This window comes from Vibrio sp. 2433-A1 (assembly GCF_056726085.1).
Genome location: NZ_JBRESC010000012.1, coordinates 144,046 through 163,032, shown reverse-complemented (window position 1 = coordinate 163,032; position 18,987 = coordinate 144,046). Strand labels below are relative to the sequence as shown.

At 43.2% G+C, this 18,987-nt stretch carries 21 protein-coding genes and 1 pseudogene; 5 read left to right on the top strand and 17 right to left on the bottom strand.

All coding sequences use genetic code 11. The features are described 5' to 3' along the window. Both ACU01J_RS13905 and ACU01J_RS13900 read right to left on the bottom strand, forming a co-directional pair. A pseudogene (locus ACU01J_RS13905) lies at nucleotides 1-243 on the bottom strand (hypothetical protein); the annotation flags it as partial. Beyond that, nucleotides 240-1,805 (bottom strand): type I restriction-modification system subunit M, encoded by a 1,566-nt coding sequence (locus ACU01J_RS13900; RefSeq protein WP_268664446.1) that lies wholly within the window; start codon nucleotides 1,803-1,805, stop codon nucleotides 240-242. The pseudogene ACU01J_RS13905 and the gene ACU01J_RS13900, both read right to left, overlap by 4 nt. 76 nt (nucleotides 1,806-1,881) lie before the next feature. Here ACU01J_RS13900 and ACU01J_RS13895 point away from each other — a divergent pair, with 76 nt between their 5' ends. The 3 genes from ACU01J_RS13895 to ACU01J_RS13885 all read left to right on the top strand — a co-directional run bounded on the left by ACU01J_RS13895 (nucleotide 1,882) and on the right by ACU01J_RS13885 (nucleotide 2,852). After that, the gene (locus ACU01J_RS13895) at nucleotides 1,882-2,043 is read left to right on the top strand and encodes a hypothetical protein (RefSeq protein ID WP_268664447.1); all 162 of its coding nucleotides are present in this window, start codon (nucleotides 1,882-1,884) and stop codon (nucleotides 2,041-2,043) included. 30 nt (nucleotides 2,044-2,073) lie between these two features. Further along, a complete protein-coding gene (locus ACU01J_RS13890; protein ID WP_481086239.1) occupies nucleotides 2,074-2,349 on the top strand; it encodes an HU family DNA-binding protein in 276 nt (91 codons plus the stop codon). A gap of 65 nt (nucleotides 2,350-2,414) precedes the next feature. Further along, nucleotides 2,415-2,852, top strand: a complete 438-nt coding sequence (locus ACU01J_RS13885) for a regulatory protein RecX (protein ID WP_481086238.1) — start codon at nucleotides 2,415-2,417, stop codon at nucleotides 2,850-2,852. Nucleotides 2,853-2,860: 8 nt separating this feature from the next. Here the strand turns inward: ACU01J_RS13885 and ACU01J_RS13880 are convergent, their stop codons facing one another. Next, nucleotides 2,861-5,749 carry a UvrD-helicase domain-containing protein gene (locus tag ACU01J_RS13880; RefSeq protein WP_481086237.1) on the bottom strand — a complete coding sequence of 963 codons (2,889 nt, stop codon included), beginning with the start codon at nucleotides 5,747-5,749 and terminating at the stop codon, nucleotides 2,861-2,863. Nucleotides 5,750-5,844: 95 nt separating this feature from the next. Further along, the gene (locus ACU01J_RS13875) at nucleotides 5,845-6,384 is read right to left on the bottom strand and encodes a hypothetical protein (protein ID WP_481086236.1); all 540 of its coding nucleotides are present in this window, start codon (nucleotides 6,382-6,384) and stop codon (nucleotides 5,845-5,847) included. Between the two features lie 266 nt (nucleotides 6,385-6,650). Here ACU01J_RS13875 and ACU01J_RS13870 point away from each other — a divergent pair, with 266 nt between their 5' ends. Beyond that, the gene (locus tag ACU01J_RS13870) at nucleotides 6,651-6,821 is read left to right on the top strand and encodes a hypothetical protein (protein WP_481086235.1); all 171 of its coding nucleotides are present in this window, start codon (nucleotides 6,651-6,653) and stop codon (nucleotides 6,819-6,821) included. 200 nt (nucleotides 6,822-7,021) lie between these two features. Here the strand turns inward: ACU01J_RS13870 and ACU01J_RS13865 are convergent, their stop codons facing one another. From ACU01J_RS13865 to ACU01J_RS13830, 8 genes are all read right to left on the bottom strand, one after another. Then, nucleotides 7,022-7,753 carry a hypothetical protein gene (locus tag ACU01J_RS13865; protein ID WP_481086234.1) on the bottom strand — a complete coding sequence of 244 codons (732 nt, stop codon included), beginning with the start codon at nucleotides 7,751-7,753 and terminating at the stop codon, nucleotides 7,022-7,024. Next, on the bottom strand, nucleotides 7,753-11,007 hold the full coding sequence (locus ACU01J_RS13860; protein WP_481086233.1) for a T6SS effector BTH_I2691 family protein: 3,255 nt from the start codon (nucleotides 11,005-11,007) through the stop codon (nucleotides 7,753-7,755). Before ACU01J_RS13860 ends, ACU01J_RS13865 begins: the two co-directional genes overlap by 1 nt. 2 nt (nucleotides 11,008-11,009) lie before the next feature. Beyond that, the gene (locus tag ACU01J_RS13855) at nucleotides 11,010-11,852 is read right to left on the bottom strand and encodes a DUF4123 domain-containing protein (protein ID WP_481086232.1); all 843 of its coding nucleotides are present in this window, start codon (nucleotides 11,850-11,852) and stop codon (nucleotides 11,010-11,012) included. A 229-nt stretch (nucleotides 11,853-12,081) separates the two neighbouring features. Continuing rightward, the gene (locus ACU01J_RS13850) at nucleotides 12,082-12,213 is read right to left on the bottom strand and encodes a helix-turn-helix domain-containing protein (RefSeq protein ID WP_481086231.1); all 132 of its coding nucleotides are present in this window, start codon (nucleotides 12,211-12,213) and stop codon (nucleotides 12,082-12,084) included. Nucleotides 12,214-12,312: 99 nt separating this feature from the next. Then, complete coding sequence (locus ACU01J_RS13845; RefSeq protein WP_481086230.1) at nucleotides 12,313-12,693, bottom strand: hypothetical protein; 381 nt, start codon at nucleotides 12,691-12,693, stop codon at nucleotides 12,313-12,315. Then, nucleotides 12,693-12,875: a hypothetical protein gene (locus ACU01J_RS13840; RefSeq protein WP_481086229.1), complete on the bottom strand. Its 183-nt coding sequence runs from the start codon at nucleotides 12,873-12,875 to the stop codon at nucleotides 12,693-12,695. The genes ACU01J_RS13845 and ACU01J_RS13840 overlap by 1 nt, the downstream gene beginning before the upstream one ends. Nucleotides 12,876-12,952: 77 nt before the next feature. Beyond that, the gene (locus tag ACU01J_RS13835) at nucleotides 12,953-13,411 is read right to left on the bottom strand and encodes an RNase H family protein (protein WP_481086228.1); all 459 of its coding nucleotides are present in this window, start codon (nucleotides 13,409-13,411) and stop codon (nucleotides 12,953-12,955) included. A gap of 110 nt (nucleotides 13,412-13,521) precedes the next feature. Continuing rightward, a complete protein-coding gene (locus ACU01J_RS13830) occupies nucleotides 13,522-14,103 on the bottom strand; it encodes a YagK/YfjJ domain-containing protein (protein ID WP_481086227.1) in 582 nt (193 codons plus the stop codon). A gap of 366 nt (nucleotides 14,104-14,469) precedes the next feature. Here ACU01J_RS13830 and ACU01J_RS13825 point away from each other — a divergent pair, with 366 nt between their 5' ends. After that, complete coding sequence (locus ACU01J_RS13825) at nucleotides 14,470-14,856, top strand: LysM peptidoglycan-binding domain-containing protein (protein ID WP_481086226.1); 387 nt, start codon at nucleotides 14,470-14,472, stop codon at nucleotides 14,854-14,856. A 631-nt stretch (nucleotides 14,857-15,487) separates the two neighbouring features. Here ACU01J_RS13825 and ACU01J_RS13820 read toward each other — a convergent pair. The 5 genes from ACU01J_RS13820 to ACU01J_RS13800 all read right to left on the bottom strand — a co-directional run bounded on the left by ACU01J_RS13820 (nucleotide 15,488) and on the right by ACU01J_RS13800 (nucleotide 18,838). Continuing rightward, nucleotides 15,488-15,826: a DUF3024 domain-containing protein gene (locus tag ACU01J_RS13820; RefSeq protein WP_481086225.1), complete on the bottom strand. Its 339-nt coding sequence runs from the start codon at nucleotides 15,824-15,826 to the stop codon at nucleotides 15,488-15,490. A 172-nt stretch (nucleotides 15,827-15,998) separates the two neighbouring features. Then, complete coding sequence (locus ACU01J_RS13815) at nucleotides 15,999-16,418, bottom strand: hypothetical protein (RefSeq protein WP_481086224.1); 420 nt, start codon at nucleotides 16,416-16,418, stop codon at nucleotides 15,999-16,001. Between the two features lie 223 nt (nucleotides 16,419-16,641). Then, nucleotides 16,642-17,061 carry a helix-turn-helix transcriptional regulator gene (locus tag ACU01J_RS13810; RefSeq protein WP_481086223.1) on the bottom strand — a complete coding sequence of 140 codons (420 nt, stop codon included), beginning with the start codon at nucleotides 17,059-17,061 and terminating at the stop codon, nucleotides 16,642-16,644. Nucleotides 17,062-17,115: 54 nt separating this feature from the next. Next, nucleotides 17,116-17,919 (bottom strand): hypothetical protein, encoded by an 804-nt coding sequence (locus ACU01J_RS13805; protein WP_481086222.1) that lies wholly within the window; start codon nucleotides 17,917-17,919, stop codon nucleotides 17,116-17,118. After that, nucleotides 17,903-18,838, bottom strand: coding sequence for a hypothetical protein (locus tag ACU01J_RS13800; protein ID WP_481086221.1), 936 nt, complete (start codon nucleotides 18,836-18,838; stop codon nucleotides 17,903-17,905). The genes ACU01J_RS13805 and ACU01J_RS13800 overlap by 17 nt, the downstream gene beginning before the upstream one ends. Between the last annotated feature and the right edge of the window lie 149 nt (nucleotides 18,839-18,987).

Here is an 18,987-nt window from a genome sequence, read left to right as displayed (position 1 = left end):
CATCAAAGGGGCGAAGCGGAAGTTGCTTTTGGCTATATTCACTTCCCTTATTTTCCCCGCAAAAGAGTAAATGTCTTCAAACAAATACTTATGGATAAAGCTCAGCCCTGCAAATGTCCCGACTTCTACATTGTGAAGTTCACCTGAGTCAAACAGCTCACGCGCCTTTTTTTTGCTAAGCTTTTCTTCCACTTTTGAAAGGTCAACTTGGTTTGTGATATTGAGTTTATTGTCTAAGATCATGCATGATTCTCCGCTGATTCTATCTCTGCGACAATGGCGTCAATATCCGTGCGTAATTGAGTAATGTTTGCAACGGTTGTTTTTAGCTCTTCGTTAAGCTTTGTGATGTCAATGGCCTCACGGGTGTCTTTAGGCTCAACATAAGCACTCACCGAAAGGTTATAGTCATTTTTTTCAATGTCACCGATATCCATGTTTTTAGCGACATGTTCAATCTCCCCTTTACCGTCGAAGATCGTCATAATTTGATCGATATGCTCATTCAAAAGCACGTTGTTATTCGTAGCTTTATCGAAGAAATCCTCACCACTGGCGTCAATAAATTGAATGGAATTCTCTTTTTTGTTTTTTGAAAGCACTAAGATGTTGACGGCGATTGACGTGCCAAAGAACAGATTAGGCGCAAGTGATATCACGGTTTCGACGTAGTTATTGTCAACTAAATACTGTCGGATTTTCTTCTCAGCGCCACCACGATAAAAAATGCCAGGGAAGCAAACTATGGCAGCTCTGCCTTTAGAGGAGAGATAATTCAGCGCGTGAAGAACGAAAGCAAAGTCTGCCTTGGATTTCGGTGCCAATACCCCCGCAGGAGCAAAACGTTCATCATTAATGAGTGTTGGATCGTCACTTCCTACCCACTTAACTGAGTAGGGCGGATTGGACACGATGGCATCAAATGGTTTTTCATCACCAAATTGAGGGTGGATGAGTGTATTACCTAACGCAATATCAAATTTATCGTAGTTGATATTGTGCAAAAACATGTTCATACGAGCTAGGTTATAAGTCGTATGGTTGATCTCTTGACCAAAGAAGCCTTCCTCAATAATGTGGTTATCAAAGTGCTTTTTGGCTTGTAGCAACAAAGACCCTGAGCCTGCTGCCGGATCATAGATTTTATTCACCGAGGTTTGTTTATGCATCGCTAATTGAGCCAGCAGCTTAGACACACTTTGCGGTGTGAAGAACTCCCCGCCTGATTTTCCCGCATTGGCCGCATAGTTTGAGATCAAGTACTCATAAGCGTCACCAAACAAATCAATCTGATTATCTTGAAAATCCCCTAGTTGGAGTTTTGCTACTCCTTTGAGCACCGATACCAGTCGAGCGTTCTTGTCTGATACTGTATTGCCAAGGCGGTTGCTGGTGGTATCAAAATCAGCAAATAACCCTTTAATGTCTTGCTCTGAAGGATAACCATTTGCCGAGCTTTCTATGGATGAAAATACCTTTGCAAGATCGGTGTTCAAGTTGTCATTCGTACTCGCACCATGGACTACATTGCAAAAAAGCTCGCTAGGGTAGATAAAGTAGCCTTTGGTTTTGGTGGCATCGTCACGGATCAACTCAATTCTTGGATCATCATCCTTAAAGCCTGCGTATTGAATACTTGCGTCGCCAGCTTCAATATAGTTAGTGAAGTTTTCACTGATAAAACGATAGAAAAGAGATCCTAGGACGTATTGTTTAAAATCCCAACCATCAACAGAGCCTCTGACCTCATTGGCGATTTGCCAAATTTGGCGTTGTAACTCTGCTCGTTGTTCGGTGCTGGTCATAGCGAGGTATTCCTAGTGTCAAATTAAGTAAAACAAACCATTGCATGATATTATCATGATTTCAGGGAAAGGAACTATGACTAAGAAAGCTAAGACTAAGAACACGAAAACCAAAAAGTACGTAGAAAGCAATCCCACACTGAAACGTGTCAAAGGGGATGTTGCTGCCCATCAAGCACGTAAAAAAATTGAACAGTGGAAAGAGCAGCGAGAATTTGATAAACAGTTCGAGCTTTAAATCAAATATAACCTAAGGAAAATACATCACATGAATAAAACGCAACTGACAGAGCTCATCTTCGCTCAAGCAGATATCACCAAAAAGCAAGCGAGTGAAGCTCTGGATGCTATCACTCAAGGGATTACACAATCCTTAGCACAAGGTGAAGAAGTCGCTCTTATTGGCTTTGGGACATTTAAAATCACTGAGCGCGGTGCACGCACAGGACGTAACCCAAGCACAGGTGAAACCATTCAAATCGCCGCCAGCAAATCGCCAAGCTTTAAAGCTGGCAAAGCATTGAAAGATGCATGCAATTCATAATTGTAAACCTATCATGTGGAAGGTGTTTGCTTTCTGCATGATTCACTTTTACTGAGCATAACACTATGAATAATATTGAACTGTATGACTTTGCTATCGCCTTGCTCGCAAAACGGGATTACCCTTCGGGTGAGTTAAGACGACGCTTAAAACGTGAGGCGAGCAATGAGGAGAGTGTGGAGGGCGTGATGGAGCGATTGTTGTCACATCATTACGTAGATGACCATCGCCTGATTGAACGAGAGCTCAATAAGCAAATCAATAAAGGTTATGGTCCTAGCCGGATAAAGCAAGAGCTCAGACAAAAGGGACTCGACTCCCTTTTGGTTGAACAAGCCATCGAAGACTTAGATGTGGATTGGTTTGAGTTGTGTTTGAAAGTAAAAGAAAAAAAGTTTGCCGATGATGCTCCGCAAGATGCAAAAGAAAAGGCCAAGGTTGTGCGTTATTTACAGTACCGAGGCCATTCCATGAACGTGATTATGGATGTGCTAAATGGATAGCGTCGTAATCAAAACAGAGGTGTGACGCTTTCTTTTTCTCTGGTTACGAGGCTATCAGCCGTGACTTGGTCTGCTTCACGTAAGAATAATTGTTGATAGCGTCGTAAGTTTCCTTCTGTGTAACGTCGCCACTGTCGTTGATATTCTTGGCTATATTGAGCGTAAAACTCCGGTGCTGTTGGCGACCATTGCATCACATCCAACCGCTCTTTTAAACTAACCCATTGACTGCCGAGCTTGAACGTGAGGTTCGGGTTGAGCACGTAATGCCCACGCTTGATGCGGTAGAACAGTTTTTTGTTTCGTACGCCCTCTTTTGAACATTCATTACTGGATAAGTAGCGACTGATGTACGCTTGTTTTTTCTTCATTGGCGGTAAAACATTATCAGGTAATGTCCCTAACATGACCGCTAGGTTCGCGGCCGTTAATCCACTTGAATGATTCACTAACTGGTCGGGGAGGTAGTCGTACCATAAGCTAAGGAAGACGTTGAGTAGGAAGTCATACATGGTATGGCTGTCTAATTTTTCGAGCTTTCCGTCTACTTGAATGGATGTCGCCGGAGGGGTAAGCAAAGAATGCAATTGACTCATTTCCTTGCTGATTGTCTTTTCTGATTGCAAATATCGGCCTAAGTACATTTGCCAAGCATTCAATCCATTATTGGCGACTAAGGTTTTATTTGCCCCCATGTCGATAAGTGCTTCTACTTGAGGCTCATTGTTGTTCATCGTTGCTGTCATCAGTGGCGTAAGATTAAAGCGAGTACGATGATTGACACCGTATTTGCTGACTTCTCGTTCCAATCCTTTAACGTGTTTGAAGTCATAAATGACATGATGCTTCTTATAGAGATTTTTCAACGCTTTCAAAGGGTGACTTTGTGCTTGTAATGCCGCTTTAACACCCAGTTCAATCAGTTCTTGTGTGGTTTTATGTGATTGATTGAGTAAGCAGTATTCAAGGAGTAGCAGTTGAGCTTTCTTATTTTTCTCCGTAAACGCTTCATGATGCAGTGCGGCTAGGGCTTCTCCTTCAAGTGACTCCCAAGGCACGGCTTGCTCGCTTAAAATGGATTGGCGAATATTTTCAGCTTGCTCTAACTTACCTTGTTGCTCCAGCCTGATGGCCTCTTTTTGCCACTCTTCAGTCGATGAGGTTTGTTTTTCAATGTGAAGCTCACCGCTAAATCGCTCGATATCCAACAGGGTCAACAGTGGGTGAGTGTGCTTGCTCTCTACGATGTAGAGATTGGTGATGGCACGGGTGACCGCTACGTATAGGGCATTAATATAAAACTTATACGTTTCCAGTGATTTGTCTGCTTTATCTTTTGCTCTCGCATACGCTAAAGACTCTACTTCTAAATCTTCTAAGCTGACGCCCTGACTGATTTGTTGAAAAATTTGACTTTCATCATGAATAAAGTTGAAAAGGACAATGTTTTCATACTCTAACCCTTTGGCCTCTTCGATAGAGAATACCAAAGGGGTATCAAACACTTTTGAAGCCTGCGCTTTTTGCTCTGAGTGCATGACAAGTACAGCAAACTTCGTGGAGCGAGCGGTGTTGGCGTTGAGCGTTCCTTTAACACTGTCACTGTCATCAAGCAGTTGGATATTACCCACATTGTTTCCGACACAATTGACTAGAAAGTTGCTCTCTTTATCGACACTACCAAATCGAGCGTGTTTGAGCTTCAGTATGCGGTTGGCAACGTCGGTAACCAGTGAGGAGTTGCGGTAATTAGCCTGAAGAATATTCAGGGCTTGGTGACTGTTTTTGAACGTGGCATCAGTGAAAAAGAGAGATTTGAGCTTTGACCATGAGAAAAAATTAGGATGGACAATCTGGTTTGCATCTCCGCAAAGCAGAAAATCATTAGGTTGGTACAAGGCGTTTAAAATCAGCATGAGTTGAGTGTTGGTTAAATCCTGCACCTCATCAATGACGATAAAATCATACCTTGCTACCACTTTATCGAGATACTGCTGGCTGATGATGTTGACGTCAAATAAAGCGTGTTCTTTTAAAAAACGTAAGTACTTTTCAAAGAGCGTATAGACCTGCTCACGCTCTTGTTGATCAAATAAGGACTGCTTTACCCCAAGGGCTAGATAAGCGGCCTTATCCAACCAAGGTGAGTCAGTGGATGGTCCTGTTAGCACGCCCTTAAATTCTTCATACACTTTTTGAGCAATGAGTTTTTTGCTGCCCGATCTTAAGTACCAAGTGTGAAAGTCATAACGGGTGACTTCTCGTCCATGTGGCACCTCGATGGTTTCTAAGTATTCGGTAAATGATAAAAAGTCGACCTGCTCTTGAAGATCATTGTCATAGTGGTTGCTGTAATACTGCTCACGAGCATTCTGTACTAAATAAGGTGAGTGACTGATGTACAGAATATCCCCAACAGCTTGTTTCATTTTTTCAAGGAGTAAGGCGGTCTTTCCGCTTCCGGCAGAGCCTACGATAACTAAAGGGGGCGGCGTGTCGTAGACGAGTTGCTGCTCCTCATCAAAAGAGATGGCTTTGTTAAGGTAATAAAAGTGTGGGCTCTGAGTGTTTAGGTAAACGGCATCAATCGGTTCAAGTGCCTGCTCTTGAGTGATCGTTGGGATTTTACTCTCATCAATGCTCGCACCCGCTAAAAATCGAGATTTTTCATACTCGTGATTAGGGAGGTATTCCAAGACCAAGCAATACGTTTTACCTTGATAACGATAAAGAGAAAAGATGAGCCGAGCAGCTTGGCCTAATTTAGCTCGATAAAGGTTAGGTCGTAGTTTCTTTGCTTCTACCTGAGCAAGGTGGCCCAGCTCCATGGATTGTATGAATTTAGCGAGGTGGGGGATTTTCTTGTGTTTTAAATCATTATAAATCAGTACATTCATGAGAGTGGACGCTTTGACTAAGATAATAGACTCAGTATTATACCAATCAGTTGGTGGATGACCAGATAGCTAGATAAAGCTGAGAAAGCTCATGGTTAAAACAGAGTAAAGCCCCAGTCTGTGCCTTCTATGAGCTGGTACTCAATGCAACCGTTATCTAATTCAAAATTATATTTCTTTGCGTATTTCATTACAGTATCACGCACTTCGACTTGGCTCGAACTAGGGTGGATACCTAAGCACCACATACTTCGAAGGTCATCTTCAGAAGATTTCATGTGCCATACCTTCTCAACATCTTTGAACATGTTATGAATACACTGAGTTGTACTTAGGCTTTGTTTTATCTCTAACGCAATGTACTTGTCTTTGTTGGTATGTTTACGGCGAAAGGCAAAGTCTATCGCCATGGATTTACGAGTATTTGATCGGCGCTTATCGATATCATATTGACATTCCCGATACCAATTACCAATTTCAGGATAAGTATCAATAAAGCAAGCAAATTCTACTTGAAGCCAAATTTCCCAACCCGTAATCTGGTGTTGAGTGATAAGCTGTAAGCGGCTTTGTATTGCAGATTGCTGGAAAAAATCTTCAACGAGAGCCAGAGTAAACTGAAAGTCTGATTTCATAAGGGTAATGATCACGTTATGTATTTATCAGATATATAAACACACTATGTATTCAATGTCATTGAGCGTTATCACTGCCTGAGAGTGGGCTCGCTTCATTGAGTTACGGAACTCAGACCAACAGGGTAATGGATAACACTACCGTTCACTCCAATTTTTCCAATCCTGCCTTGGCCGAACTCTTTATCTTTGATAGATTGTTCATCTTCACCCTTTCATCCAGAGGTTGTATTAATGCATAAACGAATATCGACACTTTTCTCTATATGACACGTAAATCTGATGCAAGAGTATCGCCAGCAGAAGACGAGCTATTGAACATTGTCGCTCGTGATATCGTTGTGATTAAGTTTATGGTGACAGGTTTGTATCTGTCGTTATTAGCTGAACACTTGCTTTTTCCTTTGATGGAAGCGTTTGGAACTAATCCGTATTAATCATTTATAAAAAGCTAAAGCAGCAAAGCCAGTTTCGCCAACTCATTAGTCAGACGTGCCCGAACTCAAGTCTAAACACCAAAACAATCAACGTTATTGTCTCAATCAAATTGTCCCCCCTTACTTCTTCGTTGTTCGCAACACAACTCGATTGTGATGCCGTCTAACAGAAATACCTCAGAAACGGACTCCTTATAGAACTACTCCGTAGCCGTCTCTTCATCTTGCTGATAAACAGGGTGTTTATATTGGTCATTAAGTCTTTTTATTTTTACGATCTCAATGTTGAGAAAAATTGATCGTAGATGAGAAAGTAGAACTTCTTTTTGTTCAGGTGAGATATAGATATCACCCGAGAAAGCATGCGCACCTTTCTCAGGAACCGCAAATGACATTACGCCATCGTTAATTAGATTAAAGGCGACACTGCGATCATCAATTAACAGACAGCACTTATCAACGGTTGGTTTAAAATTTGTCATTCCAAATGACATCAACGCAAACGCCCCCGCACCGACGAGCGCCAACGGACCAAGTAAGAAAACAGCAATAAAACACACCACAATTCCCCCCCACGCAAAGCCGCGCACGATTTTATAGGCCACCTCTGGGATCATATCTTGCTCTGTATAATGAATACCCAGTGCAGTTAATTGATAGCAGCGATGTTTATCCGGGGAAAAAAGATATCTTGAGACCAATACCATTATTGTCATGAAAAAAAATAGCCCCCAAAAAGCGGGAGTATTTACAGTAAGTTCATCAATAACATACCAAAGGAACAATAAAAAAAGAGCACCAAATATGACAGACCAAGCCCAATCGAAAAGATTATTATACTTGAGCCCTGCCCCCTTATACTCCCAAGAGTACGCTATCTTAGCGTTGTAAAGTTGCTCCTTAAGAGACTCTATGCTTTGATCGTTATTCATTAGTCGATTCTCACTTCAATAATACGAGTGGCAAATTCTTTCGGGGCTGGTTCTACAGTTAAGTCACCTTGGCTACTACCTGTTGCTACATAGCCAAGTCGCTGCTCTTCATCCGCTTGCCAGTTAAATGGCAGGGTAACGAGCACGGTGATGATATCGTCCGTGCTGCCGCCCAAGTCTAATCGGTAAATGACAGGGCTACCTTCCTCTTGAGCTTGGATCCATGTGCCATTCTGCTCGTTAATCATCATCGCTGGCTTAGCTTCAGTAGGGGCATAACTGTAGACTCTATCTTTAGTCTTACGAGTAACTTGTAAGCCTATTGATTGACCCTTTATAAACGCAGGCAGTGTTAATTCCAATTGCCATTGGTTGGAGCCTGAATCCATCCACTGTGAAGGCTTGCGGTTAGGAACTGAGTTAAGATGAGCCTGAGGCTTATGAATAATGTGATCTAAGACCGTTAATTCCTTAATAGCATCCCACTGTTTTGACTCTTTACCCCATGTGGAGTGAAGCAGCCACTTCTCAAGCTCAGAGCGTTTAAATACATTGATGATGATGACAGCAATCAAATACACAAGACCAGCAACCATCAACGTAGCCAGCATCCACGAAGATAGCATTGTGCCTATAACCCTTGTACCTATTAAGTTGTAAGAAGTTGCTCTAATTTGCATGGAAAACACGAAAGCTTGAGCGGCCGTCGATGCCCCTTTTAACCCATAACCCAACCGTTCCATTGGAGAATTACTAGAATCCCAAGCTTTTTCACCACTTTCCCATGTCTCTAAGCCTGTGGCAATCAAGCCAAACAAAGAGACCGCCGCCGTGGTTTTCGCAAAGGTTTTGAGTGTAGCCACCTCTGAAGCACTAGATGTCGCTATTGCTCTGTTAAGGCTTTTTTTAAGTAATTCTGAATCCTTAGCTAGTATTTCCCATTTCGCATCTCGCCACACAGCGGTAACCGCTGAGATCGCATAACTAGTCGCATAGGTCGCTTCTCTAATTGCAGGGTTAGCCCACAAGCTAGTATTCGGGTGTTGCGCGACTTTATGGCGGATGTCTTGTAGAACCACCGAGACATTCCAAAGGTTAAGGATAGCGACTATACCCCCCATGTTCCCCAGTTTATCCCATGACGCTTGAGTCACTTGCTTGCCTTGTTGCCAACTCCGCTCTACCGCATCGTTTAGCATTTGCTTGGCGGTGTTATTGACCGCTTCATGCTTAAGCATCACCATCATCGGTAATTCACTACTTAATAGCTTCTGCATTTTCTGCTGAGCACTGCGCATGGTTTGTACCTGATGGTTCTTTGGCGTTACACTCCCTGATGGAAGCTGGTTGACGCGACGAACAATTTCTGATTCTGTACGGAGTTTTTTTTGCCATGCCGCAATTTGTGCCGGATAGTCAGGATTATGAACCACGATAGCTTCTGGGTTCACGATGGCCTCTAAGATAACCAGCCGCAAGTTACTGACTAAGCCTTCCGGTGTTGCGGTGGTATTCATCTGGCTAGGGAACAGAAAATTAGTGGCTGCACGCCAACTGTTATGGGCTTGCCCTGAAACAACATTTTGTAGCGCAGTGAAGCTTAGCTGAACAGGCTCTGCTAATGCTTTAAACCACGCCTTATCATGCATGCGCATATCACCAGTGAACCCACCCCAGTTCGCAATCGCACCTGATACAGTGACCATGTCACTGGAGTTCTCCATTGAGAGCAGACTGTTGCCAAGTTCATCGACGTAAGCGTTCAGTGCTTGCCAGTTTTCCAACTTAAAACCGAGAGAAGCTAGGGCGAAAAGCGTTTTAGGTGAATCCAGTGAAAGCGCCTGCTTCAACTGCTCATTCGCTTGTTCAGTATTTACCGCTTGTTTAACCACCGCTAGATACTGGCTAGTTAAGCTAAGTAGATAAGCTAGATGAACCTCGTCTTGATTATCCAAACCAATGACTAGCGGGTCAGTACCCAGTTGCTCAAATGCCGTCATAAAGTCTTGATAAAGCACGTCGATACGCTCATCTAGACCTTTAACCTGAGTGTAATACTGAGTAAGAAAAGCATCGAGTTCATCCCAGTTCACTTCGTCGCTAAAAACAGTATTACGTTGCCAATGTTCTTGCTGCTTATCAGTAGGAGTAAAGCGATAAGTCTCTTCTAGCTCAGAAAGCTTCTCAAGCGCTTCTTCTTGAAGTTGAGTAAATGGGGCGTTGCCGACATTAGGGTTAGCTTCTAGGGCTGTACGCTCTTTATCTGCCAGATATTGAGTGGCGACATATTCAGTAAGTTGACGTTCAAACTCCATCACCTTGATGGGGTCAACTTTTACTTGCACTGGTAATTCATCATAGTCGACTTTTACTCGCCCCAGCGTGCGAGTCAGTTCGGCCATTTGCAGCTTGTGAAGGTTGTCTTCATCTTGGTAGGCAGTGCTGCGCGCCGCAACCTGTTCGGAGAGAGGTAAGAACAAGTCGCTCACATCCGCTAGAGGGTCATCGAGCGCAATAAACATCCCGCAATCTTGGGCGGGCAAGTCAGCTCGATAATCTAAGTCCCAACACCCAGCCTTGTCTGCCACATGTTTGAAGTCATCAACTCCGCCTTCAATGGGTGTTAATGGTGTACAAGTCGCGTCAAACACACCTGTCGGCGCACCATCAGAGCCAACATCCGCCACATACTTGCCAAGTTGGGAGGAAAGACCAGCATGAGGATGACTCAGTGTTGAATGGAACTGTTGTAAGTTGACCTTCCGCATCCATATCGAACGATTAGGGGCGTGAGAGCGTATGTGCTCACACAGTCGCCATGTCCAGCGTTGATGGGCAAACGTCATATAGAGTGTATTTTTCGCCGGGTAGACCAAGCAGCTTTTCGTTTCGCCTTTGCTGCCACGCTCATTCGCAGGTTTCTCTGCTTCATCGCTAGACCAATCAATTTTAGTGAACTCGTACCCTTCCACCTGATACTCATGAAAGGTCTTATCCGTCTCGTCATAGACATACAACCAACCATCACGTAATTGCCTTAACGTATATTGACGCTGCTTTGGGGCAAATCGACCTTGCCACTGTGTATCGGTCGTAGGCAGTGGGTGGAGTGGTTGACCTTGTTCATTGATATCATCCAAGGCGTAACGCACAGGAATAATCCCCACGTCATTACGTCGAAAAGGGCATAAACCAACCCCACTTTTTGCATTGCGGGTGGACGCGCATTTAGCGGCTTTATTGGGGGTACTCATGCTTAGCTCTCCCTTGATTGGTTTGCAATTTGCTCGGCTAAACTCGCCGCTTGTGCAATACGTTGTGATGGAGTGTGTAATGACGGTTGCTCAATGAGTTGAGTCAGGCTTGGGTAGGTATTATTGAGCAAAGCCTCTTCGCCGACATACCCAAGGATATTGAAGTAATAGAATAGGTCTTGCTCGGTCTCAAAACCTTTGGCGTGAGCCGCCTCCATATGAGTACAAACCCAGTCTCTTAAATCGTGAATCTGATGGCTGCGCTCTGGATACCAGCGCTGCATGTGAGCAACCAATGTATCGGGCAGTGCGTTCTGCCATGGAATAAGCGAGAGTCTTCGCCACTGTTCATCGGTAATTTTCAGAGTTTGGTTGTGTGTTTCTGGCGGTATCACAAAAGGGTTTTCAAGTGTTTGCCACTCACCCGCTTGATGAAGCCAAACTCTGCTCATTGGCTGCCATAGCATGGCACATTGAGTATCCAATAAAACATAAGCAACATGGCTATCCGCAAAGCGCAAAAAGCCCGTATTGCCCACTGGCAACTCTGCCATAATCAGTCGCCTTAGGGATTCAGCAATGTCGCTTAACGAGCCGTTTGAAGAGAAAAAGTACCCACGCTGATATTGGTTAAGCCTTAAAAACCATTGTTGAACCTCCGGGGTTGCTTTCACCAATCTTGGAGAAACGCTCACTAACTCATCATAGGGGGGATACAAAAATAGCGGTTCTTGTTCAATTCCCCCTGATAGCTGATAGAGCTGTTGCGCTAGATCAGGAATGCTGGCTCCTTCAACCAAAAGGAACAGTTGCTCTGATTTTGACAATTCAAATGACGGTTTCATTGCGTATTACTCTAGCCTGACGTAGACATATTTCTTCCACTTTGAGCCGAGAATAACGAACTCCCAATAGGTGAGCAATAGGACAATCGCAAATTGATAAGCTTTTGACTTAAAAAGGAAAGTTAGGCAAAAAGCTGCCCGAAGCAAGATCACATTTATCTCTATGCATGATAGCAAGAGAAGATTAGAGCATAACGTTAGAAGCCTTAAGTCAGATAGAGCGGCACTATCATTTATGGCGTTGGTTGTAAATTTTCCGTAATGTACAGCGGCTAATCCCAAGCATCCTTGCAGCATGAGCTTGGTTGCCTCGGGTATGAAGTAAAAGTGTTTCCACAAGTGCAAATCTCAATTCAAGCATTAAATAGCTCAGATCGGGTTTAGCATGTTTTTTATCTGCCCCCCGTCAGCTCTTGCTTAGCGCATCGAATTACCTTGCCACGTGTCATCAAGGTTGTCATTAGCTATCTAACCCTAAATGATTCAATATGCGTTTGTATGCCATGTTGACCTGCTTTTGGGCAATCAAAAATGAGCGTTTTTGATCTATCACCAACTCATCTCGTGTGGGCGCTGTCATCAAAAAAGTTGCATCGTGATACTCGTGCATGGGTGATAACGATAAAACCTGTTGCCAATGCTTCTGGATTTGATGATTGAGACGCTGGTGACTCTCAGGGTGTGAATGCATCCAATCTAAACTGACCATTAATACGAAGGCATACATACTCCCCTTATCCGTTGTGTCTAGCTTCCATGCACCATGCAATTGTCCCTCCTTGTGAAAACCATCAGCAAAGTGGTCAATCGATTTCTGTAATGTGTCCATCAATGCATGCATCAGTGACTCGCCATCGTCATTGCAATAAGGATTACAATCTGGTGGAACAGCCAACTCGATAAGCAGTATGGAAAGGCGCTTATAACGCGATAAGGCAAGATTGAGTACTTCTTGTATGCCTTTAATTCAACATGATAAGAAGGATTTGGATGGGTGAGTTCGGCGTATTGAAATTGGCTCATGGTCGAGTCTCCTGAAAGAGTAAAGGTGTTTATAGAAAAGGGAGCCAAGCAAAGGCTCCTCTGTGTTGTGTGTTGACTTAATTTCTTGCTGCGAGCGTGGCTAACTTATCGGCCTTTTCGTTTCCTTCAATGCCAGCGTGTGCTTTTACTTTCATAACCTGTACGTACTTCATGGCGCGTAACCTATCGACCTGTTGCCAAAGTTCACGATTGGCAATGGGTTTACCGTTGGCTTTGCGCCAGCCTCTGGCCTTCCACCCCTCTAACCATTCATTGTGGCCTTTTACACAATACTCACTGTCTGAATAAAGGGTATCGCCATCATTGGCAAATTCTAACCCTTCGATTAAAGCGATAAGCTCTAATTCAGCATTGTCAGTAGGTCGATTAACGGTTATCGAGTCAGTATGGATAAGCTGCTGCTCTGAATTGTAAATCGCTATGCCAATGCCGCCTTTTAGACAGCTGTGTTGATTATTGGGCGCTGCACCATCGACGTAGATAGCGCATGGGGTAACTGAATGTAAATAGGTCATGATAATTGTGTCCTTGAGTGTTGTGATTTAAAAGACGTAAGGCGATGCGGTTCAAAGTGCCTACCCTACGTTTTGAAAATGAGGTTAATGGTTGGTTTGATTCGCTCTCGCTATACGTTGCTTTTTCCCCAGCAACGTTGCCTAGGTATCTTGCCCTTTCTCTTAGCTAAGTAGCTGAGCATCCTCACCGCTTCATGCCATTGAGGTTGATAATCTTTGCCTGCGTACGTGCAGATGGTTTTGATGTCGCCGTATTGGAGTACACTAGACACGTATTCTGAAGGTAATCCCATTGCGCTTAAGCATGCTTGTTCAACGCACGCTTTTAAGCAGGGGCCTTGGTATTCATAATTCCCCCAGCGCCTAAATTGATTACCATTCAAAATCAATGCAAAGTGGTAGTGCGGTAGGGCTGTGCCTTTCTCAATGTTGTGCTCTTTGCACCAAAGGTAATAGAACGTTACTTTTTGACCCGTGAGAAACTCTAACTTCGCTGACAGAGAGCCGAGAAATTTCTTCGTAAACTCATGGGTACGATAAGGCGTAGGGTCATCAGGATGAAAAGCAGGGTAATGCACATCAAACCTAAACACGCTGACTCGTTTAAATTGGCTTAACGCTTGATGCAGTACGTGCTCAATGTCTTGAAGGTGATTGGGGTTATAGTGATGACTAGAATAGTGTTGAGTCATGATTGAATCTCGTTATGAATGGATTTCATAACAAACTCAATCGTTGTATTTGGTCAGTATTTAACGCTTACGGCAAAGATGAAAAGCCTTGATGTTGTTGATATCTCAATGTAAAGGTCATGAGCCCAAGCTCAGATGTTATTATCGACCCAAGACTAAAACTCTGTATCTGTCTCGCTATAGCTTCTCTTCTCAGTATTGCCTATTACTTAATTGTGATGACTTGAATTTATATCCATCTAATGACCATTGGCGTTATAATCGTGACATACTGTCCAAATATACACATCAATGACCGCGTTTGTTTACATACTTCCCCATCCTCCCAAATAATACTCATCACTTAAAAACAACTGAGGTTATACAATGAATTTTAAGCGTATCACTTTGTCAATGGCAGTGCTGTCATTGGTTTCTATAGCCGGATGTGCATCTAATGATGAACTCATAGCAACACAAGAACAACAACAGCAACAAATTACCCAACTTCAATCTCAAATCGAAAGAGTTGAACAAAAGACACAACAGCAAGAGCAAGCTATTCAGTCAGCTAACCAGAAAGCTCATGCAGCCTTGGCAGAGCAAGCTGCGATAAAGGAGCAAGAGAGTAGACATTACGTGATAAAAGAAAACGACACTCTGTATAGCATTGCGAAAGAGTACCAGATGACTATCGACGCTTTAATGCAACTTAACCCACAGATATTGAACCCTAAGCGGTTGCTTATCGGTAGCACTATCAGAGTTAAGTGACACCTATTCGTTGAAATACCACTTAACCTAAGTGCTTTACAAGTAAAGCATCAGTTTTCGAAGCGCAAGCCATCACTGATGCTTTAGTGTCTCTATCGAGTTGATCGCATTGCCAGCAACCATAAGGGCATTATCAATGCCAGCACGACAACCTTCAATTGTAGTTCTAACCATCCTAAGCGCGCCTGTTACCAAGTTTATTAGCAACACTCTCAATCTTCGGTATGCTTACCTGTTAACTAGTGTGACAATTGATCCACTCATTTTCACAGAATCAACTCAATAACCCCTATCTTTGGCTAATACTATGATATTTCAATGATGCTGCTAATAGGCTTACCACTGTGTGGGGAACGATTGATATCGATGTTGTATGACTGAATATGATTCTATGACTAGATATGAGTATCACTACTGATACTATTGATTAGGTATTCTTATATTGATTTAACTAGAGGAGTACTGATAGGTAGTATTAATACATCCGTATGCATTCAGAAAATAAGCTAGGGTTATGTCGAGGTCAAAACCCTTACCAGATAAGGCGGGAGGTCACCTTTTTCTCGTGCTTAGGCTGTCAATACTACTCGGAAGTTAGCGATTCCCAGAGTAACAAATTTTGAGGATGTTTTTATCCCCAAAAACAACCATATTGGTCTTTTTTTACCGCCTCTAGAGCATACTCTAGATGGTCAAATTCATCGTACTTTTCCCATTTACCATTGGCTCGCATCCATGACAGACGCCAACACTGTTGTGTTCGAATGTAGGTGATTTTAGCTATGGGGTGACTCAGTGTTTCTGTAGGTCTGTCCCACCTAGCTCGGCTCTCGATAATTTCGATGGTTTGATTAGTTAGCTTACCCTCAATGTCGACGCTCTGGCGACTATGTGTAGGTGGGCGGACACTGTGAATAAACGTGTTGAGTACTTTGCTATAGCGAGCGTGTTCAAATTCAGAAAAAGCCATGTAAGAACCCTGTGTTATTGATATAGACAGGTATTGTAACCTCCAAAGTCCATGTGACGCGAATGTATTCATAACACTGAAACATCCCGTGGGATAGCAGCTTATAACTTGGGGTGGTAGTAGGAAGGGTGTTACATTGTCCTTCCTACTTTTAAGGCTTTTTTGGCAAGCCTTAAGGTAACGCTCTTAACTGAACATCAAGTATGGGTGAGTCAAGAAATGTAGACTGCCACTGCTCGAAGCTGGTTTGCAATCTTGATTCGTGTTGCACGAGATTCATTGAGTAACGGCGTGCTTCGGCACCTTGAAAAAGGCGCTTCTTAAAGTCGAACAAATGCGCAATGGCAGGTTGGCTAGTATCAAGCTTTTTCCACTGCTCGAAGCGCACAACCTTCCATTCGTCTGTTTTCAGTTTGCATAAGGTGATATTCACCGCCTCTTCGTGGGTAACGCTAAACCTCAAACAAAGGCTCTGACAGTGTTGTCGAAAAGGTAACGTGGTGAGTTTGGCTAATGCGTCACGAACTCGATGTAATAAGGTATCGTCAAATAATACGGCAGTGCACGGCGAGACAATCGATAGTGTGGACATGAGAGTGCTCCAAAGTAGGCACTCGCTTCATTCAATTCTTGTTTGTTGAAAGGAGTTAATCACCCACCATGAATCGCTCCGCGTTGATTAAGCAGAGAGCCCGATAGGATATTCATCTAGAAACTAAGAGGTAAGAAAATGAAACGAGCAAATATCGTATATGCAATCTTCTTAGGAATATTGCTGGTGGTTGGGGTAGTTACTTGGTTAGAGCGTTTAAGTATTAATCCGCCTTGTTATCTCGTTCCTGAATTTTGCCTGCCAGCCAAGTCATGACATCGTTGTAATTCCAGCGCTGCTCTCGGTGGCTTAATACTTTCCCTTTAGGGAACTCTTCTCTTTCTATCATTCGATACAAGGAATCTCTCTTGACTCCCAAAATGCCGAGCACTTGTTTTCTATTTAATAGGCGAGGCTCGGCAAGTAGAGCTGGGCTATATGAGTGGCCCAATTGCCACGTTTGGTTTATCCATGCTTTGATTTCAGGAAGAAGCCAGCCACTGGCCCTAGCACCTATTTTAATTCTCTGAGGGAATCGACCTTCAGCAACCATGTGATTAATAGAGCTGCGGTGGTAGCCAATCATGTTGGCAAGGTCATTAATGCGGATGAGTCTAAGGTCGGATTGAGGGGATGTGGTCATGATGTATTACTCTGTAGTTAATGCTTACAAAGCAATACTCATGACTGTATTGGGTTAGTATGCGTCTAATAAGGCTAAGGAAATCGCTGCTTCTCTTCGCACAATTGGGATTTGGCTATTTTGTAGTTGCTTCTTATATTCATCACTTAACTGTTTAATGAGAGCGGTGTGAGTTCTGAATGAATATATGGGCCAGTCGGTGGTGAAGCCTTCCGATTGTTTTTTAGCATCAGATGTTGAAAGCTTCGCCAGTATGAGTGCCTTCCCTTTTTCGGTCCAATAAAACCCCATCTCTTTGCAGCCGCCGAACTTCTGTTTAACCAATACGCTCTGCATTTCCTTTGATCTCATCACTTTATCGATGGTCGCTCTTGGGATGCCTGCTATGCGATAGAGATGGGTGCAGGTGAGGCAACATTCGCCAGAAACTAAATTGGTGTTTCTGGCGACAATATGGAGGATCTTCTTTGTCGTTAATGACAGTGCTTTGTCATCGATGATTTGAGGGATTATGGGCATGTTAAGGTAAGCCCATTTAGGGAAGCACTTTACCTGTTGACGTGAAGCCAGCGTCATTGCTTGGTTGTTGTAATTCGAATGAAGCTGAATAGGCGCAGGGATGATGATAGCCATCTCATCAATGTAGTTTTCTACTACAATAGAGCCGTTTATCTTCTTTCTTTTGATTTGACCACTCTGGATGCACTGATGTACGTATTGTCGTCCAAGTCTTTGAAGTTGCTCTCTGATTTCGGTGGTGTAAGTACTGTACCCCCTTTCCCTAAAAAGCAATTCAAATGGTGGAGGCGTAAACGCTTCAGCACTAAAGGTGTGTATAACCTTAGGGCTTCGTTTCATTCGAATGAACATTTGAAGTGGGGCGTTGCGAGTGATAGAGAGGCAAAGGGAGTGGTGCATGTCGATAATTCGCCAAAAATAGGTACTCAAAGTTCCTCTTAAGCGGCCCTTTGAGTACGGGGTAATTATGTAGGATGAATTGGGTGATGATTTTAATCCGCCTTTCATGCTCTGCTGGTGGGTAGATATGGCTTAGCTGTAATAAGTGCTTCCAGAGTGTGAGTAGTACTTTAGCAAGCTGGCGGTTTAATGGGTATATGAGTTCCTGATAATGCCTAGCAATGTTGCTTTTCACTTTAGGGTAATTGGTGAACTGCTTTAGGAATCTACGATTAACACACAGACATTTATTCCAGTTAGGCTCGATAAGATTGAGTTGGTATAGCCACAAAAGTAACCGTTCGACCTTTTCTTCTTTCATCGACAGATTGTGTGACATCTTCGCGCTGGAGATTGAGACCAAACCAAATGGCAACCAAACATGCTTGAGAATATGGACAATCAGCCGATGTGCGCATGGAAGGTCACTCAATGGTATTTCTAGTTGGACGAGCTTATCGATAATCACTTTAGAGGAAATGCCGCTCTGCTGCCAGTATCGATCCTCAGGGTGCAATATTTTCTCGTATCGAAGGTAAGTGTCATTATCCATCAGTGCGATAAGTGCCAAAGGGTAATTCACTTTTTCCGGGATAATGCACACCATATCAAGCTCATCGTCGAAAATGCCATCAGCAGTTTGCTCAAGCCATTTGTTATAGAAGTCTTGAGGTTTTTCTTGCGCATGAGCGGAGGTTGACCATAAAGAGCAATGCGCCTCACCTAGTTTTGACTGGTAAAAAACCGCGTATCGTTTACTGGGTATCACAGTGTTAATTATGTTGATGCTTCCTTTTAAATGCTTTAGCTTTGATGACATAGAATGAAAGTGTTTGTAAAATATTAGTTCAGTATGCCTGCTAAGGTTGATGAGCGCAAATCAAGGACTCTTATGGACTAAAGTGGGGTGAGAGCCATTATATCTAGGGGTGTATATAGCATTCAAAGAAAAATATAGAGCATGTGTTT